This window comes from Halosolutus gelatinilyticus (genome assembly GCF_023028105.1).
GTDB classification, from domain to species: Archaea; Halobacteriota; Halobacteria; order Halobacteriales; family Natrialbaceae; genus Halosolutus; species Halosolutus gelatinilyticus.
The window spans coordinates 1,152,885-1,169,905 of the sequence record NZ_CP095491.1; the positions used below are offsets into that span (position 1 = coordinate 1,152,885).

A 17,021-nucleotide genomic window follows, 5' to 3' on the forward strand; every position below is an offset into this window, starting at 1 on the left:
CAGATCGGCGAGGTGAGTGTACGTGTCCGACGAGTCCGCACGCGAGGGGTCGGCCGGGAGCAGCGTCGACTACCGGCAGGTCTCGTTCGTGGCCCTCGCGGCGCTCGCGCTGATCGTCGCGGCCTTCTTCGCGCCGGGAGTGACCGACGAGCGATCGCCGTCTGAGATCGAACCGGGCGAGCCGGACCCCGGCAGCGACGGGGGTGGCGGCGGCAGTAGCGGCGGCGAGGGCGGCGAGGGCGGCGATTCGATCCCCTCGTTCGACTGGTTCAAGTTCTTCGACTGGTTCGACGGCGGCGGCAGCGGAGAACCCGTCGACGTGGGCGGCGAATCGGACGAGTGCGTCGTTACGCTGGAGGGCGATCGGATCCCCGGGAGCGAGGTCACGGCGAACGTCTACGGCCGCGGCGAGCCGATCACGGACGTCCAGGTCTGGTTCAACGACCGATCGATCGGCCGAACCGACGAGCTGGGTCGGGTGACCGGCGAGGTACCGTACGTCGAGACGCTCGAGATCCGGGTCGGCACCGACGGCTGCACGGCGACCGAAGCCACGTCGTGGGCGAGCGACGACTCGACGCTGAACGTCCGCGATCGCGCGCCGACGGCTCCGGCGGAACTGACGGCGCCCGCGGCGACGACGTCCGCGATCGGCGCTGCGGCGGCGCTCCTGTCGCAACCGGCAACGAGGACCCCCTCGCCATCGACGAGCATCGTTCCGTTCGCGGACGCGGCGGCGCGACGACCGTCGGCCGCGGCCGCGATCCAGACCGCGACCGAGGCTGACGAGTCGAACAGCACCGTCGAGTACGAGGTCGAGGGCGACGTCTCGATCGACGTTCGCGGCGAGCCCTACCCCGGCGAGACGGTAGCGATCGACGCCGCCATCGAGGGGGTACCGATGCCGCAGGCGACCGTCTCGGTCGACGGCGACCCGGTCGCCGAAACCGACGAAACCGGAACGGCGACGATCACCGTCCCGGACGACGGCACCGATCGACTCGACGTCACCGTCGCCCGCGGGGACTTCGCGGGCAAGGTGACCGTCGACGTCCTGGTGCTCGAAGCGCGGATCGTGCCGGACGGTCTCGCGCCCGTTCCCGGCAGCGACGGCCACGTCGCCGCCGTGATCGACGGCGATCCCGTCGGGAACGCCACGGTCGCCGTCGGGGGCGAAGAGCGGGGGCGGACCGACGCCGATGGCCTGTTCGCGATCGAACTCCCCCGCGATCCGACGGCGACGGTGACCGTCAGCACGGACTCGCAGACCGCCACCGTGACGCTCGTCGGACAGTACGGCGCGCTCGCGCTCGTCACCTCGATCGTCACCGGGGCCGCGGCCGCCGTCACCTATCGAACCCACGGACGGCGCGGACCGGTCGTCGTCCTCGGGATCGCGGCTGGACTGCTCGTCGTCCTCGTCGCCGAGGCGTTCTACGGTCCGATCGGCGGCCTCGTCGCGCTCGGCGCCGCGGTCGCCGTCGGCGCGGCGGCCGTGCTGGTCGGCGGACGTGGACCCCAGCCTCGCAAACCCGCAGTGGGCGACGCCGCCGGCGGCGTCGTCGCGTGGCTCGTGGATCGAGTGCTCGCGGCGGTCGGACTGCTCGAGACGCTGGTCGATCGATGTCAGCGGCTCGCCGGCGCGGTTCGAACGCGGCTCTCGTCGGTCCCGCGGTCGGTTCGGGAGCTCCGCCTCGCGCTGTTCGGCCGGCTTCGATCGCTCCCGGAGCGGGCGATCGACCTCGGACGGCGCGGTTTCGCGAGGCTTCGCGCCGTCCCGATTCAGTCCCTCGTCGCCGTCGCCGGAGCCGTCGCGCTCCTCGCCGCCGGCTTCCTCGTCCGCGGCCCGGTCGGCGTCGCCCTCGTCGCCGCTGCGCTGGCGATCGGCGCCGTCTACGTCGTCCGATCGGGCAGGACGGACGAGGCGGTGACGGACGTCGACTCCGGGACGGTCGCGTCGCCGATGGCGAGCGGCGACGGACCCGCCAACGAAGGCGATCGTCCCTCGTTCCGGGAGTTGTGGCGATCGTTCGCGCGGGAGGTCGCGCCGGGGCGGTGGCGGACGCGAACGCCCGGCGAGATCGAACGCGCGGCGCTCGACGCCGGCTACCCTCGCGAGTCGGTCCGGGAACTGACGACGCTCTTTCGCGAGGTCGAGTACGGCGATCGACCCCTCTCCGAGGCGGTTCGGGCGCGTGCCGACGAGGCCTACCGGGAGCTCCAGCGGGAGGGATCGGATTCGGCGGGGCCGGCCAGCGAGGAGCCCGTCTCGACCGGCGCGACCGGCGCAACCGACGGCGGTGATCGACCGTGAGCCGGTACCGGCACGCGATCATCGCGCTCCTCGGGCTGGCGTTCGTCGCGCTCGGGCTGACGCTCGGCCTCGGGAGTCGGCCGGAGTCGGGGTCGGACGGCCCCACGGTCGCCCTCGTCCTGCTCGCGCTCGCGGCGATCGCCGTCGGAATCCGGAAGCTGCGGGGCACGCCCGATCCGAACGCGGGCGAGGCAGCCGCCCCCTGGGCCGACGAGGAGTTCGCGACGCCGGCGCCCGAACGGACCGATCGGGAACCGCCGCTCTCGAGCGACGGCCTGGCGAGGGTGGTCGACGAGGCCGGCGCGGCCGCCCGGCGGGCGGAAACGGTCGACGAAGGGGTCGCCGTCGTGCGGCCCGTCCTCCGGGAGACGCTGCGCGACGCGCTCGTCCAGGGCGGTCGGTCGCGGACCGCGGTCGAGGCGGCGATCGACGACGGGAGCTGGACGGACGACCCGGTCGCCGCGAGCGTCCTCTCGCCGACCGTCGACCCGCCGCCGCGGCCGCTTCGCGATCGGCTTCGGACGTGGCTGTTCCCGGAGCGGACGGTTCGCGGCCGAACCCGACGGACGATGGCCGCCGTCGCCGAGGCGGCCGAGGGGGCCCTGCCGACGGTGCCGGGGCGGACGGCTCCCCGAACGGTGCCGGTGCTTCAGCCTCGGCTCGAGGAGTTGCGACGCGGCGCCGGCGGCGAGTTACAGCGCGCCGTCGATCCGAACGCGGTCGCCGGCGGCCCGCCGGTCGGCCGCGACGACGGGGCCGAAACCGACATCGACGAGGCGATCGACGGCGGCGGGACGTCCGGTCGATCCACGGACGGGACGGACGGAACGGAACCCGAATCGGACGAGGCCATCGACCGTCCGGATCGATCGGACCGCGATCCGGGGGTGACCCCGCGTGAGTAGGCAGCGACGGTGGCGCGGGGCGATCGCGGCGACGGTCGCGCTCGTCGTCGTCGGGCTCGTCGAGGGGGACGGCGTTTTGCTGCTCGGCGCCGCGATCCCGCTCGCGTACGTGGCCTCCGGCTCGCTCTCGCGCGTGCGACCGCCCGAGGCTGACGAACTCGTCGCCACCCGGACGGTGTCGCCGACGCCCGCACCACCCGGCCGATCGGTCGCCGTCACGCTCACCGTGCGGAACGAGGGCGATCGGACGTTCCCGGACGTTCGGGTCGTCGACGGCGTCCCGCAGGATCTCGCCGTCCTCCGGGGGTCGCCCCGAGCGGGGACGACGCTCGAACCGGGTGACTCGATCGCCGTCGAGTACGCGGTCGTGGCCCGGCGCGGCGACTACGCCTTTACTTCGCCGCAGGTTCGAGTCCGCGGCCTCGGCGCGAGCGCCGTCGAGACGGCGCGGATTCCGGCCGCGGGGGACGAGTCGCTCGCCTGCCGACTCGACGCGGACGCGCCGCCGATCGAACGCGCGGGCCGCGGGCACGTCGGTCAGTTGACGACCGATCGGCCCGGCGACGGCATCGCGTTTCACTCCTCGCGCGAGTACCACGCGGACGATCCGGCGAGTCGGATCAACTGGCGCCAGTACGCGAAACGCGGCGAACTCGCGACGGTCAACTACGAGCGCCAGGTCGCCGCGACGGTGCTGTTGGTCGTCGACGCTCGACGTCCGAACCACGCCGTCGCCGGCCGGGGTCGACCGACCGGGGTCGAACTCGCGGCCTACGCGGCGACGCACGCCCTGACCGACCTGCTCGCCCACGGTCACGACGTCGGCGTCGCGATCGTCGGCCTCGAGGGCGACGGGCCGGCCGGCCTGTACTGGTTGGCGCCCGGCGGCGGCCGCGAGCGGCGAACCCGCGCGCTGAACCTGTTCCGGCTGGCGACCGACGTAGTGACGCCGTCGACGGTCCGCGAGCGCAATCCCGGCGAGCGACTGACGCGTGCGGAGCAACGCGAGGCGGACCGGGCCGGCGAACAGCACCGCAAGCTGATCGAACTCGCGCCGCCGGACGCGCAGGTCGCGCTGTTCAGCCCGCTGCTCGACGACGTTCCGACGGCGGGCGTCGAAACGTGGCGCGGCGCCGGATTGCCGGTCGTCGTGCTCTCGCCCGACATCGTTCCCGAGAATACCGTCAGCGGACAGCACGCGGCGGTCCGGCGCCGGACCCGGCTCGCCCGGTGTCAGGCGGCCGGCGCCCGCACGTTCGACTGGCGGCGCGGCACGCCGCTGCCGCTGATCATCGAGCGGGCCTTCGCCGCCGACGCGAAGCTGTCGGGGCGGCTGACGGCGAGCGGATCGGGAGGTGATCGGTAGATGGCCCTCTCCGGTCCCCGGCTCGATCGACCGTCCGCGATCGGCGACGAGGGACGCCCGCGGGCGGCGAGCCTCTGGATCGCCACGCTCGTCGTCGTGGGACTTACCGTCCTCGCCGGCGTGAGACGCGTCGGGGTGGCGGACCTGACGACGCTCGCGACCGTCGTCGGGATGACGGTCGCCGGTATCGGCCTGCTCGAACGGGACGATCGCGGATTCGTCGAGCTGTTCGTCGGGCACGGGTTCGTGATGACGTTCGGCTCGGTGACCGCGCTGTTGCTGGTCGCCGCCCCGCTGATCGAGCGGGAGTGGCTGGCGGTCACCGGATTCGCGCTCGCCCTGCTCGGAATCGGGTTCGCGTGGGCGGACGTCGGTACCGAGGGGCTGAAACGAAGCGCCGAGGGGACGGCGCTGGCGTACGCGTCGCTGCTGGCCGCGACCGTCGTCGGGCTGTTGCTCATCGGGATCGGCGTAGTCGTTCGGCGCGGACTGCTGGGACTCGTCGCCGGGACGTCGCCGCTGCTCTCGATCGGCGGGCTGTTGCTCGTCGCGGCCGGCGCCGCGTGGACGGTGCTGCTCTCGTTTCGCTGGCTTCCGGTTCGCCAGCTCACCCGGCGCGATCGACGGCCGGCGATGGAGCGGCGGCTGGCGACGCTGCGGCGCGTCCTTCGCGGGACGATTTTCGGCGCCCTCGGCCTGCTCGCGGCGCTGACCGTCCTCGCGCTCGGCGGCTGGCTCTCGGCGATCCCGCTTCGCGAACCGGCCGTCCGATCGGCGCTCGCGGCCCTCTCGTCGTGGGTCGTGCTCGGACCGATCGTCGGCGTCGCCGTCGCGAGCCTCCTCGCCGGCTGTACTGCGTTCGGGCTGCGAGCGCTCACCCGCCAGTTCGGCGCCGCCGCGACGCGCCACAGCGCCGCGGTCGCCGTCGGCGTCGCCCTCGTCGTTCTGGTGCCGCCGGCGCTGCTCACGCTCTTGTTCGCGCTCCCGCCGGCAGTGGGGCCGTTCGCCGTCCTGGTCCTGGCCGTCGGGCCGATCGTATTCGTCGTCGTGGCCGCCGTCGGCGTCCTCGCGGCCTGGCTCGGCCTGTTACCCGATCGCGCCGCCGGGCCGGCAATCGCCGCCGCCGGCCTGGTAATCGCGGCCATCGGCTTCGCTCGCGGGGACCCCGTGCTCGTGTTCGCCTGCGTCGCCGGCGCGGCCCTCGTCTGGGACGTCTCCTCGTTCGGACTGGGCGTAACCGGTGAGCTCGGCCACATTCCGGACACGCGGCGGCTCGAACTGTTCCACGGCGTCCTCGCGACCGGCGTCGCCGCCGTCGCCGTCCTCGTCGCGATCGGCCTCAATCTGATCAGAACCGGCGTCTTCGCGGACGTCGGTGGGACGGGCGCCGTCGTCGCGGTCGCGATCGGCACCCTCCTCTTGTTGCTTCCGTTGCGCGGCTAACAGGAGTTTCATAAACGGGTAGGGCGACTGTCGAGTATGGACGAGACGGCGTCGAACGCCACGCCCGACCGGGCCGCCGAAACGGTCCGGGCCGTCGTCGAACGAATCGAGGAGGCCGCCGTCGTCGAGCGGCGGGTCCTCCACGCGATGCTGTCGGCCGTCCTCGCCCGCGGCCACGTCTTACTCGAGGACGTGCCGGGGACGGGGAAGACGGTCACCGCGCGGGTCATCGCCGAGTCGATGGGTCTGGAGTTTACCCGCATCCAATTCACCCCCGATCTGCTCCCGGCGGACGTGACCGGCTCGACGATCTACGACGAGCACGCCGGCGAGTTCGAGTTCGCGAAGGGCCCGGTGTTCGCGAACGTCGTGCTGGCCGACGAGATCAACCGCGCGCCGCCCAAGACGCAGGCCGCGCTGCTCGAAGCCATGGAGGAACGGCAGGTCAGCGCCGACGGGACGACCTACGAGCTGCCGACGCCGTTCGTCGTCATCGCGACCCAGAACCCGATCGAACAGGAGGGAACCTTCCGGCTCCCCGAAGCCCAACGCGATCGATTCAGCGTCAAGACGTCGCTTGGCTACCCCGACGTCGAGGGCGAGCTGGGGCTGCTCGAACGGCGCGCGAACCGCCGCTCGCTGGCGCCGAGCGTCGACCCGATCGTCACCCCCGACACCGTTCGCACCCTGCAGGAACTGACCGAGGACGTGACGGTCGATCGGAAACTCCGCCGGTACATCGTCGACCTCGCGCGTGCGACCCGGGAGGATCCGCGCACCGAAACCGGCGTCTCCCCGCGGGGCGTCCAGCGCGTCTTCGAGGCGGCGCGGGCGGCTGCGATCATCAGCGGCCGATCGTACGCGGTCCCGGACGACGTCAAGCGCCTCGCCCAGCCGACGATGGCTCACCGGGTCGTCCTCACGACCGAAGCCACCGTGGAGGGCGTTGGCGGCGGCGATATCATTCGGCGCGCGCGGAACGTCGTCGACGTTCCGGCGGTGTCGCCGGGCGCGGACGACGCGGCTGACGAGACGAACGGCGAGCCAGCTGCGCAAGCGCGATCGGCCGCCGAGACGAGCGGGCCGCAATCCGAAACCGGCACCGAGTCGGAACCCGCGCCCGGATCGAACCCGGAGGCCGACGGCGATCGATCGGACCGAGACTCGCCCGATCGAACGGACCGGCGATCGGACGACCGGACGGGCCAGCGGTCAGGCGATCGATCGAAGTGGGATGCGACCGATCGACCGAGCGGGGACGCGGCCGATCGGTCGGAGCCGCCCGCGTCGGGCGAACCGGACGGCGAGTCGAGTCGCTGAGCGGCGGCGACGGCCGGACCACGCAATAGAAAGCTGCTTGCAGGCGACCGTATGGGCTTGATTGTCGTAGGCGGTGTCGACTGTAGCGATGGCACTACAACAGATCGACCACGCGGACGATCAGATGCAGCGGTGTATCGACAACTGTCTCGAAGCGGCGCAGGTCTGCGAGTGGTGTGCGGACGCCTGCCTCGACGAGGGCGAGGGGATGGCCCGTTGCATTCGACTCTGCCGGGACGTCGCGGACGCGACGACGCTGCACGCCCGCTGGATGGCCCGAAACTCCGGGTATCACCGCGAACTGGCGGAACTCTGTGCCGACCTCTGCGAGGAGTGCGCCGAGGAGTGTAAGCAGCACGACCACGACCACTGTCAGGCCTGCGCGGAGATCCTGCCCGAGTGCGCCGAGAGCTGTCGCGAGATGGCGTCGGCCTGATCGGCGATTCGATCGGTTTCGACTGCGGCGCACCCCCGCTCTGGCGACGGCCGCTCGATCGGTCACCGAAACGATTATTTTTCGTACATCATAACGTACAAATTCAATGAACAGACGGGCGTTCGTCTGCGGAAGCGCAGCGATACTGAGCGGTCTCGCGGCGGGGTGTGTGGACGGCCTGCAGGTCGATCGCGCCACGACTGACGACGAGGGATCGTCGTCTGGCGAGAACGACGAGGAATCGACCGCCGACGAGGGTGGTGAACAGGCGACGGTCGAACCGGAGACCGTCTGCGAAACCGTCGACGCGATTCTCGAGTCGATCGTCGCCGGAGAGTACGACGTCGCCGCGTCGTTCGCACCGACGGAATACGTCGAAGAAGCCGAGAGAGAAGACGTTCGACGGCAGTACGAGGAGCTAGACGTCCCGGACGGCACGTTCGACCGCTCCTGTGACGAGATCGGGTCCGACGACGCGGTTGCGGAGTCGATCGCGATGGGTCTCGATGGCGACGTCGCGATCGGCGACGCGAACAAACTCGAAATCGAAATCGGGTCCGACGAACGCAGGCGCGAAACGACGGTCACCGTATTCGCGGCCGAACTCGACGGCGACTGGTACGGGTGGGTCGCTGTCAGCCGTACCGTCCGCGCCGAGGCGCAGGCGGGCATCGAGTTCGACTTCGACGAGCGCGACGAGGAACTCACCGTGACGGTCGTCGCGATCGGCAACGCCGATTACGTGACGCTCGGCGGTGACGCGGCCGAGTTCGGCGCCGCCGACGGGTACGGCCCCAACGGCGCCGACGACCTCTCCGGCGTCGAACTCGGGGTCGGCGATTCCGTGACCGTCGACGGGACCGACCTCACCGGCGGGGACGTCGACGGGACTGTGACCGCGATCGCGGTCATCGAGGACGAGGACGTCCGGACGACGGTCGGGAGTATCGAGGTCGAGATCGCGGCGACCGCGTAGTCGCGACCTCGGAATTCGGCCCGTCGCAATCGGTCGACTCGAGGCTAGTACCGCGGCGCGGACCGATCGGCCCGATCGGGCCGATCGGGGTTGAGCACGCCGCCGACGGCGCCGGCGATCGCGCTCTCGAGGGCCATGATCACCGAGATCACCACGGCCACGGCGAAGATGCCGAAGCCGGCGAATCCCCCGAGGACGCCGCCGCCAGGGCCGAATCCCCAGCCCGCGATCGCCACGACGATCGCGACGAGGGCGCCGCCGAGGATGCCGCCGAGCGCGCCCGCTAACAGCCCGTGCCAGAAGCCGCTGCCGAGACCGCCGCCCGCGAGGTAACCGGCGACGAAGCCGCCGATCAGCCCCGCGGCGAGGTGGCCGATGCCGGGCAGGGCGAGGCCGAATAGTCCGAGCACTGTCGCGACGAGAAAGCCGATGATGACGGCACGCCAGTTGGTCATACCTGTATGTAGGTGTTCAGCGGAGATAAACTGCCGGCGGACATACTCCGGATTCGGCGATCGAAGAAGTACGGTCGGCCGGGTGGAGTGGTGGACACGAAGACGATCGGGCGATCGATTGTTGGTCTCGGTACTGAAACGGCTACGACAACCACGAAAGGGGCTGGCACTGTCCACGAACCCGAGAGCCGACAGCGTCAGGGGGCTTTCGTGGCGTTCTCGACGCGGTTAGATACCCTTCAGCGGTATCCGCACACGACGAAAAGTGACCGGCGCGTAACGAACGACCTTTTACGAACGCGTCGTTTAGCTACGGGCATGATTTTCGAAGACCTTCCGACGACGCCCACGTCGGAAGAGCTGATCGACAAGGCGTTCTCGCGGGCGGCGCGGGCCGGCAGGGCCAAGCAGGGCCTCGAGGCCCAGCAGTCGATGCTCCAGACGGCGTCGAACATCATCTCGGACAACTTAGAGAACGTAGTGACGGCGTGGCCGGACTTCGCGTACGAGGACGACGTCCACCCGTTCTACTACGAACTCGCCGACGCGATCGTCGACGTCGACAGGCTGCGTCAGAGCCTCTCGGAGGTGATGTGGGCCAGTCGCAAGGCCCGCGAGATCAACGGGGAGTACCAGCCGAAGCTGCGGAAGACGGACGTCGACACGGCACGGAAGTTCCGCAAGCAGGCGTTCGCGCGCCTCGCGGACATCGTCGAGCAGATCGACGACGAACTGCTCTACATCAATAAATCGCGCAACGACCTGCGCGACCTGCCGGAGATCAATCCCGACGAGCCGACGATCGTCGTCGCGGGCTACCCGAACGTCGGCAAGTCCTCGTTCGTCAACGACGTCACGCGGGCCCGCGGGGAGACCGCCTCCTACCCCTTCACGACGAAGGGGATCGGCGTCGGCCACTTCGAGCGCGATCACATCCGGTACCAGATCGTCGACACGCCCGGCCTGCTCGATCGACCGCCGGAGGAGCGCAACGAGATCGAAGCCCAGGCGGTCAGCGCGATCGAGCACCTCGGCGACTGCATGCTGGTGATGCTCGACCCAAGCGGCGAGTGCGGTTACCCGCTCGACTCCCAACTCGAACTTCGCGACTCGATCGCCACCCGGTTCGAGGGCGTGCCCGTCATGACCGTGGCGAACAAGACCGATCGGCGAGAGCGCTGGACGGCCGATCCCGACGCCGACTACGAGATGAGCGTCGAAACCGGCGAAAACGTCGAGGCGGTGCTCGACGCGGCCGTCGAGGCGATCGACTACGAACCCGAGTTGCCGTTCGAGGGGTGACGATGAGCCGCGGAGACTTGCCCGGAGCGGCGCGAGGATGAAGGGACCGGGAATCCTCTGGATGCTCCAGACCGCGGCGGGTCTCTCGATGGCCGGCCCGATGTTCGTCGTCGGCTTCGACCTGTTTCGATCGGGCCAGCGCGTCGCGGGAGCCGGCTTCTTCGCGCTCGGCGCGGTCGCGCTCTACTTCCCGACGTACCTGGTCGACCGGATCGGCGGCCCCCGGACGTGGATCCGACGACGACTGGATCGGGGCGACGGAGACGAGGAAGCGACCGCCGACGCTGCCGGCGGTGAGGGCACCGAGACCGCCGACGGCACCGACGGCGATCGCGACGAGGAATCAAGCGGGACGGCGCTCGATCGCGTGTCGATTCTCGATCGCATTCGCGGCCGGGAGCGCTGACGGACCGCCCGAATCGAACCGGATCGGGCACCGTTTCTCGACGATCGATCAGCGCTCGACCACTTCGACGTACCGGACCTGGAGACTGACGGGCTCGTCGGCGTGCTGGTTGATGCGATTGTGGAGAGTCTCGGCGAGTTCCGGCGTTCGCTCGCCCGGCGGTCCACCGATCGTGACGACGACCCGTTGCGGTTCGCGGAACGGGTAGTCGTCGCCCATGACGACGTTGATCTGCAACAACTGGAACTCGTCGTACTCCTCCTGCGCCAGGACGCGTTCGACCTCTTCGCGGGCGTCCTGCTCGAAGTTTCCGACCGCCCACGAGGAGTAGGTGATCCCCGCGAGGAACACCGAGAACACCAGCACGATGACGACGAGACCGGCGACGCGCCTGCGAACCCGGCGCTCCGTGTGGTCGAGTTCGAACAGGCTCTCCGGGCGGTAGCCGACGTACCACAGGGTCAACAGCCCCGCGAGGTTGACCGAGAGGACGTTGACCAGCACGAGCACCGTCGACCCGATCGCGAACGTCGGCTGTCCCCACGCGATGGCGACGCCCGCCGCGGCCGCGGGCGGGATCAACGCCGCCGCGATCATCACGCCGACGAGCGCGACCGAGATCCCCGTCGCGATGCTCACGATGCCGGCGACGCCGGCCCCGAGCGCGATAGCGAGCGACAGCAGATCCGGCGTGAGACGCTCGGAGATCTCGTCGACGGACGTGATGTTGAGCCCAGGCGGGACGATGTTGGTCGTCTTGACGATCCACGCGAAGATCGCCGCCGCGGCGATTGCGAGCACCACGCCGACGGCCTGGTAGGTGAGGCTCTCGCGGAACAACTCCTCGTCGTCGATCACCGAGCCCACGCTCGCGCCCAGCGCCGGGCCGATCAGCGGCGCGATCACCATCGAGCCGACGACGACCGCCGGCGAGTCGAGCAACAGCCCGGCGGTCGCGACGACCGCGCTGATGACCGTCATCGTCGCGAAGATGCCGAACGTCGGCGTCAGCGACTCGGCCTCGGCCTGGAGTTCCTGTCGCGAGATCCGCTCGGATTCGACGTCCCCCTCCTCGTACTCCTCCTGGAGCTCCTGGAACCGCCGCGAGACGACCGTCTCCGCGTCCACGACGACCGTGTACGCGTCCTCGTCGATCCCGGCGGCGTGGAGTTCGTCGAGGACTGGTTCGACCGCCGCCGACGGCAACGGAAAGTAGACGACCGCCGTGTAGTCGCGCCTTCCGTCCTCGTCGGTGACGACGTAGTCGATCCCTCGATCGTCGAGCGCATCGAGGACCGTCTGTCGCTTCCCCGTCGGAACCGTCAACTGAACGAGCCGCACGTGTACCCCGACGCAGTCCGGGATTATAATTTGCGTGACCGTCGCACGCGGCCCGATCGAACTCCGCTGCGATCGACGCGGAGCGCCGTACGTGACCCGATCGGGTTCGATCGGGAATCGCTCGAGTTGCGAGACGACGGTAGCTTCTTTGAGAGAATTGTGGTATCGCGCATCACGATGAGCCGTGCCGCCCCAGCGTTCGGCGCGTTCGTGCTCGCGCTGGACACCACGTTTCTCGCCACGTTCGGCCCGTCCGCGCTTTCCGAACCGGGCGTGTTCCTGCTCTGTTCCGGGCTGCTCGTCGGCGCTGCGCTGGCGATCGCCAGCGACCTCACCGGCGGATTCGCGATCGGATCGGTGACGGTCCCGCGGACCGTGCTCCTCGGTTCGTCCCACGTCGCGATCGCGATCGCCGTCGCCGCTCTCGGCGCCTGGATCGCCGTCACGGCCGCCGCGACGACCACCCGACTCGTCGCGATTGGCACGATCGTCGGCAGCGCACCGCTGGCGCGGCTGGGCGTCCGAACCGCCCGCGACGATCGCCGCGTCCCCGATCGAACGCCCTCGCTGCGGCGCCGCCTCGGAATCGGCCTGCTCGTCGTCGCGTCGATCGGCGCCGGACTCGTCGTCGCGACGATCATCTGACCGAGTGAGCACCGATCGTCGATCGCCCGGCGATCGCGAACCTCGATCGAGGGCCGCAGTCCGATCGATCCCACTCGCGCGGACGGCCGGCTCGATCGCGCGGACGACCGCCTCCGGCCGGTCACCGAGTTTATAACCACCCCCGACCCTACCGTGACGTATGTTCGACACGCGCCCCGATCGGGACGCCGAAGTCGCCCTCGTCGGCCGCTCGAACGTGGGCAAGTCCACGCTCATGCGCCGGCTCACCGGCCACACGTTCGACACCGGCGGCAAACCCGGCGTCACCCGCAAACCGAACCACTACGACTGGGCGCCCGAGGACTTCGTCATCACCGATCTCCCCGGCTTCGGCTTCATGAGCGGCGTCGACGAGGACTACCGCGAGGAGATCAAGACGAACATCGTCCACTACCTCGAAGAGTACGCCGAGCACATCCTCGTCGGCATCCTCGTCGTCGACGGCAAGAGCGTGATCGACATCATCGATCGCCACTCCGGCCCCGATTCGATCCCCTACGACGTCGAGATGTTCCACTTCCTCCAGGATCTCGGCGCTCCGACCGTCGTCGCCGTCAACAAGATGGACAAGGTCGACGACACCGACGAGCGCCTGAACGAGCTCTGCGATCGCCTCGGCCTCTACCCGCCCTGGCAGCAGTGGCGGGAGACGATCGCCCCGATCACCGCCAAGCAGGGGCGGATCGAACCCCTGAACGAGGCCGTCCGCGAACACCTCCACGAGCAGAACCGGGACGATCTGTTCAAGTTCTTCTAACCAACCTTTTACGCTGCGCTCTGTGGCAACTGCGTCAGGGAACTGACGCAGTTGCCACGACGCTCGGCAAAAGGTTGATCAAAAGCGCTCCTCCCTCCGTTCTCTCACTCTCGTCGGTCGTTCGCTCACATCGGTCGTCGGCCCGATCGCTCAGCCTGTGGCTTCGCTCGCGGTGATTGAATTGCTGCGTAGCCTGCCCTTCCCCGAGTCGCGCGGCCCTCACATCGTTCGGGTCGCGCTCCCGGCCGTCTGCGGGTACGTTGGTCGATCGGTTCGATCGCTTGACTCCACAATCACTCCGACGCCAACCGTTTTCGCATCCGGAGCGCTTCGAGCGAGACCTCGTCGGTCATGTCGAGGGCCACCGTCTCGTCCGCTTCGTATCCCCGTCTCCGGTAGAAGTCGATCGCGTTCTTCGACGCAGCGAGGACGAGTTCTTCGAGGCCCTCGTCGCGGGCGACGGCTTCGAGGCGATCGAGAACGGTGCTGCCGACGCCTTCACGGGTGTGCTCGGGATGGACGTAAACGGCCACGACCTCGCCGGTGGATTCGGGGCGATCGCTCGAATCGCGATCGAGCCAGCCGAAGCCGACGACTCGGTCGTCCGCCTCGCGTTCGGCGACGACGATGTGGATGCCGTTCTCTCGATCGTCGATCGGATATCGTTCTGGATGGACGTTCGCGATCCACGCCCGAACCTGCTCCTCGTCGTAGACCTCGCTGCCGAGTTCGAGAATCGCGGCCTGGTGAACGTCCGCGATGGACGCGACGTCGTCGAGGGTCGCCGATCGGACGCGGACCGCGCTCACCTCAGACCACCCGGTTTCGGAACCCCTCGTCGTCGGCGAGTCGAGCGACGTTGTCGCGGACGAGGTCCCCGACGTCGCGGAAGTAGTCCCGCGTGAAGGCCGCGCAGTGGGGCGTGACGATCACCTCGTCCGCGTCCCACAGCGGCGACTTCTCTGGAAGCGGTTCCTCCTCGAAGACGTCCAGCGCAGCGCCGGCGATCGAGTCCGACTCGAGGGCGTCGATCAGCGCCGATTCGTCGACGATCGGACCGCGGCCGACGTTGACGAAGTACGCGTCCTCGCGCATCGCGTCGAACTCTTCGGCACCGAAGCGATGGTGGGTCTCGTCGGTCAGCGGCAGCGTCACGATCACGAAGTCGGCGTCGGCGATCACCTCGTGCAGGTCGCCGCTCGCGTAGATCTCATCGAAACCGGGCACGGGATCCGGAGTGCGGCGAACCCCCATGATGCGAACGCCGAGACCGCCGAGCGTCTCCGCGACGCCGCTTCCGAGCGTCCCGGTCCCCACGACGCACGCGGACGTTCCCGGGAGCGTGAACGCGTCGTTCCACGCCGGCGGCTCCCACCGGCGATCCCGCTGGTTCGCGACGTGCTCGTGGAGTCGCCGGGCGAACATGAGCAGGTAGCCCGCGACCGTCTCGCCGACCGTCCGATCGTGGATCCCCGTGCTGTTCGTCAGCACCACGCCCTCGGCCTCGAACTCGTCGAACGGGAACCGATCGACGCCCGCCTGAACCGAGTGCACCCAGTCGAGATCCAGGAAGGCGTCCCGGTGCTCGAAGGTGACGATACCGTCGCAGGTGTCGATCGCGTCGTCGCCGACGGCCGCGACCTCAACGGGAAGATCGGACAGGTAATCGACGAGTTCTTCGGGCGGAAACACTTGTGCGACGGAGTCGTGGACGCCGACTCGATCGAGGTCGAGTGTCATGCTCGGCGGTACGCACGAGTCGAGGTTCAAACTTTACGTTGGGCAGGACGAGACGCGTCGAGAGTGGCGGCTCGGGGAAAACCCTCGTCACAAGGGGCTCGGTGGGGGTAACTCGTCGTCACTGCCGCCGCCCGTCCTTAGCGGGTCGACGGGTTTGCGTCTGTCGCTTCACCGTTCGACCGCCACGTCTCGAGTTCCCGCAACTCCTCGGCGACCGCCCCGATCTCCGCGGCGTCGAGCGCGCCGCGTTCGGTCGCGAACTCGGTCACGCAGTCCGCGGGCGTCACGTCGAACGTCGGGTTCAACACGTCGATCGACGCGTCGCCGTCGTAGACCGCCGATCGATCGCCCGATTCCAGGTTCACCTCCTCGCGGCTCGAGACCTTGTCCGCGGTGGCGACGATGGAGACCGGAATCCCCTCCCGATTGGCCGCGATCGCCAGCCCTCGGGTGCCCGTCTTGTTCACCACGGAGCCGTCCGGGAGGACGGTGTCGGCGCCGACGACGACCCGTTCGATCTCCTCGCGCGCGAGGACGTGCGCCGCGGCCGCGTCGGTGTGGAGCGTGACGGAACAGTCGCGCGAGAGTTCCTCGGCCACGTCGACCCCCTCGCCGGCGGGCCGGGATTCGGCGACGTACACCCGCGATGGCTCGCCCTCCCGGAGCGCGTCGAGGACCGTTCCCGATCGCGAGAGCGTCGCGACGCTCCCCTCGATCCGATCGGCCGCGGCGCTCGCCGCGTCCTTGTCGGCCGTGAGCGCGCGATCGATGCCCGCAAGCGCCGAGTCGAGGACGGCGGGCGCGCCGGCGGTATCGTCGCCGGCGCTTCGGTCCGCCTCCGACATCGCGCGGTTCATCCGGTTGCGGAGCACGGCCATAGACGGCCGGGCTTCGAGCAGCCGGCGGGCGAGTTCCGCGAGCTCGTCCCGTTCGCCCTGGGGATCGGTGCCGAACTCCGATCGCTCGTCGACCAGCAGACCGGCCCGATCGCGGAGGACTTCGAGCGCCCGGATCGAGAGGTAGGCGGCGCCGTGTTCGTCGTCGGCCGCGATCGACCGAACCGTCGGCGCCACCCGCTCGTAGGCCGTCCACAGTTCGGGGATCGCCTCCCGATCGTCGTCGGGGTCGAGCATCGCGCTCGGCGGGACCCACTCGAACGTATCGTGCTCGTCGCTGAGATCGACCTCCCGACGCTCGCAGTCGAACAGGTACGGGTGGACGGCCCACTCCCGATCGAGATCCGGGTCCGCGAACTCGACCGGCCGGCCCGATCGAACGAGCGAGACGTCGTCGGCCTCGAGGCCCGTCTCCTCTCGAATTTCGATCCAAACCTGTTCGTCGGGGGCGCCCTCCGCGAAGCCGGAGACGCCGCCCCACAGGCCCCGGTAGGTGCCGACGGCGTCGCTGCGGCGCAACAGGAGCACCTCGCCGCGGTTGCGGAGGAAGGCGGTGACGACGTGGGCCGCACCGCCCTCGTCGTGATCGCCGTCCGCGTCGTCTTCGTCCGCGTTCGGTCCCGGTTCGTCGCTCATATCCGGAGCAACGAGCGCGGCGATGGAATGGCTTTCGGGACCGGCCGTTCGGGGATCGCGGC

At 69.7% G+C, this 17,021-nt stretch carries 16 protein-coding genes; 11 read left to right on the forward strand and 5 right to left on the reverse strand.

Features of this window, described 5'->3' with window-relative positions:
• The first annotated feature begins 22 nt into the window (after positions 1-22).
• The 7 genes from MUH00_RS05915 (at position 23) to MUH00_RS05945 (ending at position 8,760) form a co-directional block, all read left to right on the forward strand.
• Entirely contained in the window at positions 23-2,314 is a 2,292-nt protein-coding gene (locus MUH00_RS05915; protein WP_247002988.1) for a DUF4129 domain-containing protein, read from the forward strand.
• Positions 2,311-3,219 (forward strand): DUF7269 family protein, encoded by a 909-nt coding sequence (locus MUH00_RS05920; protein ID WP_247002990.1) that lies wholly within the window; start codon positions 2,311-2,313, stop codon positions 3,217-3,219. The genes MUH00_RS05915 and MUH00_RS05920 overlap by 4 nt, the downstream gene beginning before the upstream one ends.
• Positions 3,212-4,585 carry a DUF58 domain-containing protein gene (locus tag MUH00_RS05925; protein WP_247002992.1) on the forward strand — a complete coding sequence of 458 codons (1,374 nt, stop codon included), beginning with the start codon at positions 3,212-3,214 and terminating at the stop codon, positions 4,583-4,585. The genes MUH00_RS05920 and MUH00_RS05925 overlap by 8 nt, the downstream gene beginning before the upstream one ends.
• The gene (locus MUH00_RS05930) at positions 4,586-6,028 is read left to right on the forward strand and encodes a hypothetical protein (protein WP_247002993.1); all 1,443 of its coding nucleotides are present in this window, start codon (positions 4,586-4,588) and stop codon (positions 6,026-6,028) included.
• Between the two features lie 36 nt (positions 6,029-6,064).
• Complete coding sequence (locus tag MUH00_RS05935; RefSeq protein ID WP_247002995.1) at positions 6,065-7,348, forward strand: AAA family ATPase; 1,284 nt, start codon at positions 6,065-6,067, stop codon at positions 7,346-7,348.
• 88 nt (positions 7,349-7,436) lie between these two features.
• Positions 7,437-7,784: a four-helix bundle copper-binding protein gene (locus MUH00_RS05940; RefSeq protein ID WP_247002997.1), complete on the forward strand. Its 348-nt coding sequence runs from the start codon at positions 7,437-7,439 to the stop codon at positions 7,782-7,784.
• Between the two features lie 106 nt (positions 7,785-7,890).
• Entirely contained in the window at positions 7,891-8,760 is an 870-nt protein-coding gene (locus MUH00_RS05945; RefSeq protein WP_247002999.1) for a hypothetical protein, read from the forward strand.
• A 44-nt stretch (positions 8,761-8,804) separates the two neighbouring features.
• On the opposite strand, the gene MUH00_RS05950 is transcribed toward MUH00_RS05945, so the two are convergent.
• A complete protein-coding gene (locus MUH00_RS05950) occupies positions 8,805-9,215 on the reverse strand; it encodes a DUF5518 domain-containing protein (protein WP_247003001.1) in 411 nt (136 codons plus the stop codon).
• A 318-nt stretch (positions 9,216-9,533) separates the two neighbouring features.
• Between MUH00_RS05950 and MUH00_RS05955 the strand changes: the two genes are divergently transcribed.
• Positions 9,534-10,517 (forward strand): NOG1 family protein, encoded by a 984-nt coding sequence (locus MUH00_RS05955; RefSeq protein ID WP_247003003.1) that lies wholly within the window; start codon positions 9,534-9,536, stop codon positions 10,515-10,517.
• Positions 10,518-10,554: 37 nt separating this feature from the next.
• Positions 10,555-10,923: a hypothetical protein gene (locus MUH00_RS05960; protein WP_247003005.1), complete on the forward strand. Its 369-nt coding sequence runs from the start codon at positions 10,555-10,557 to the stop codon at positions 10,921-10,923.
• A gap of 48 nt (positions 10,924-10,971) precedes the next feature.
• Here the strand turns inward: MUH00_RS05960 and MUH00_RS05965 are convergent, their stop codons facing one another.
• Positions 10,972-12,264, reverse strand: coding sequence for a TIGR00341 family protein (locus tag MUH00_RS05965; protein WP_247003007.1), 1,293 nt, complete (start codon positions 12,262-12,264; stop codon positions 10,972-10,974).
• Positions 12,265-12,441: 177 nt separating this feature from the next.
• Here MUH00_RS05965 and MUH00_RS05970 point away from each other — a divergent pair, with 177 nt between their 5' ends.
• Entirely contained in the window at positions 12,442-12,909 is a 468-nt protein-coding gene (locus tag MUH00_RS05970) for a DUF7994 family protein (protein WP_247003009.1), read from the forward strand.
• Between the two features lie 160 nt (positions 12,910-13,069).
• Positions 13,070-13,687, forward strand: a complete 618-nt coding sequence (gene engB, locus MUH00_RS05975; protein WP_247003010.1) for a GTP-binding protein EngB — start codon at positions 13,070-13,072, stop codon at positions 13,685-13,687.
• A gap of 293 nt (positions 13,688-13,980) precedes the next feature.
• Here the strand turns inward: engB and MUH00_RS05980 are convergent, their stop codons facing one another.
• The 3 genes from MUH00_RS05980 to MUH00_RS05990 form a co-directional block, all read right to left on the reverse strand.
• A complete protein-coding gene (locus tag MUH00_RS05980; RefSeq protein ID WP_247003013.1) occupies positions 13,981-14,496 on the reverse strand; it encodes a GNAT family N-acetyltransferase in 516 nt (171 codons plus the stop codon).
• A 1-nt stretch (position 14,497) separates the two neighbouring features.
• Positions 14,498-15,427: a D-2-hydroxyacid dehydrogenase gene (gene ddh, locus MUH00_RS05985; protein WP_247003014.1), complete on the reverse strand. Its 930-nt coding sequence runs from the start codon at positions 15,425-15,427 to the stop codon at positions 14,498-14,500.
• A 137-nt stretch (positions 15,428-15,564) separates the two neighbouring features.
• Positions 15,565-16,959, reverse strand: a complete 1,395-nt coding sequence (locus MUH00_RS05990) for an eIF2B alpha/beta/delta subunit family protein (protein ID WP_247003016.1) — start codon at positions 16,957-16,959, stop codon at positions 15,565-15,567.
• Between the last annotated feature and the right edge of the window lie 62 nt (positions 16,960-17,021).

What these genes read in the sequence shown, in the direction of transcription:
- MUH00_RS05930 (WP_247002993.1), top strand. Translation starts at nt 4,586, where the DNA reads ATGGCCCTCTCCGGTCCCCGGCTCGATCGACCGTCCGCGATCGGCGAC.
- MUH00_RS05935 (WP_247002995.1), top strand. Translation starts at nt 6,065, where the DNA reads ATGGACGAGACGGCGTCGAACGCCACGCCCGACCGGGCCGCCGAAACG.
- MUH00_RS05940 (WP_247002997.1), top strand. Translation starts at nt 7,437, where the DNA reads ATGGCACTACAACAGATCGACCACGCGGACGATCAGATGCAGCGGTGT.
- MUH00_RS05945 (WP_247002999.1), top strand. Translation starts at nt 7,891, where the DNA reads ATGAACAGACGGGCGTTCGTCTGCGGAAGCGCAGCGATACTGAGCGGT.
- MUH00_RS05950 (WP_247003001.1), bottom strand. Translation starts at nt 9,215, where the DNA reads ATGACCAACTGGCGTGCCGTCATCATCGGCTTTCTCGTCGCGACAGTG.
- MUH00_RS05955 (WP_247003003.1), top strand. Translation starts at nt 9,534, where the DNA reads ATGATTTTCGAAGACCTTCCGACGACGCCCACGTCGGAAGAGCTGATC.
- MUH00_RS05960 (WP_247003005.1), top strand. Translation starts at nt 10,555, where the DNA reads ATGAAGGGACCGGGAATCCTCTGGATGCTCCAGACCGCGGCGGGTCTC.
- MUH00_RS05970 (WP_247003009.1), top strand. Translation starts at nt 12,442, where the DNA reads ATGAGCCGTGCCGCCCCAGCGTTCGGCGCGTTCGTGCTCGCGCTGGAC.
- engB (WP_247003010.1), top strand. Translation starts at nt 13,070, where the DNA reads ATGTTCGACACGCGCCCCGATCGGGACGCCGAAGTCGCCCTCGTCGGC.
- ddh (WP_247003014.1), bottom strand. Translation starts at nt 15,427, where the DNA reads ATGACACTCGACCTCGATCGAGTCGGCGTCCACGACTCCGTCGCACAA.
- MUH00_RS05990 (WP_247003016.1), bottom strand. Translation starts at nt 16,959, where the DNA reads ATGAGCGACGAACCGGGACCGAACGCGGACGAAGACGACGCGGACGGC.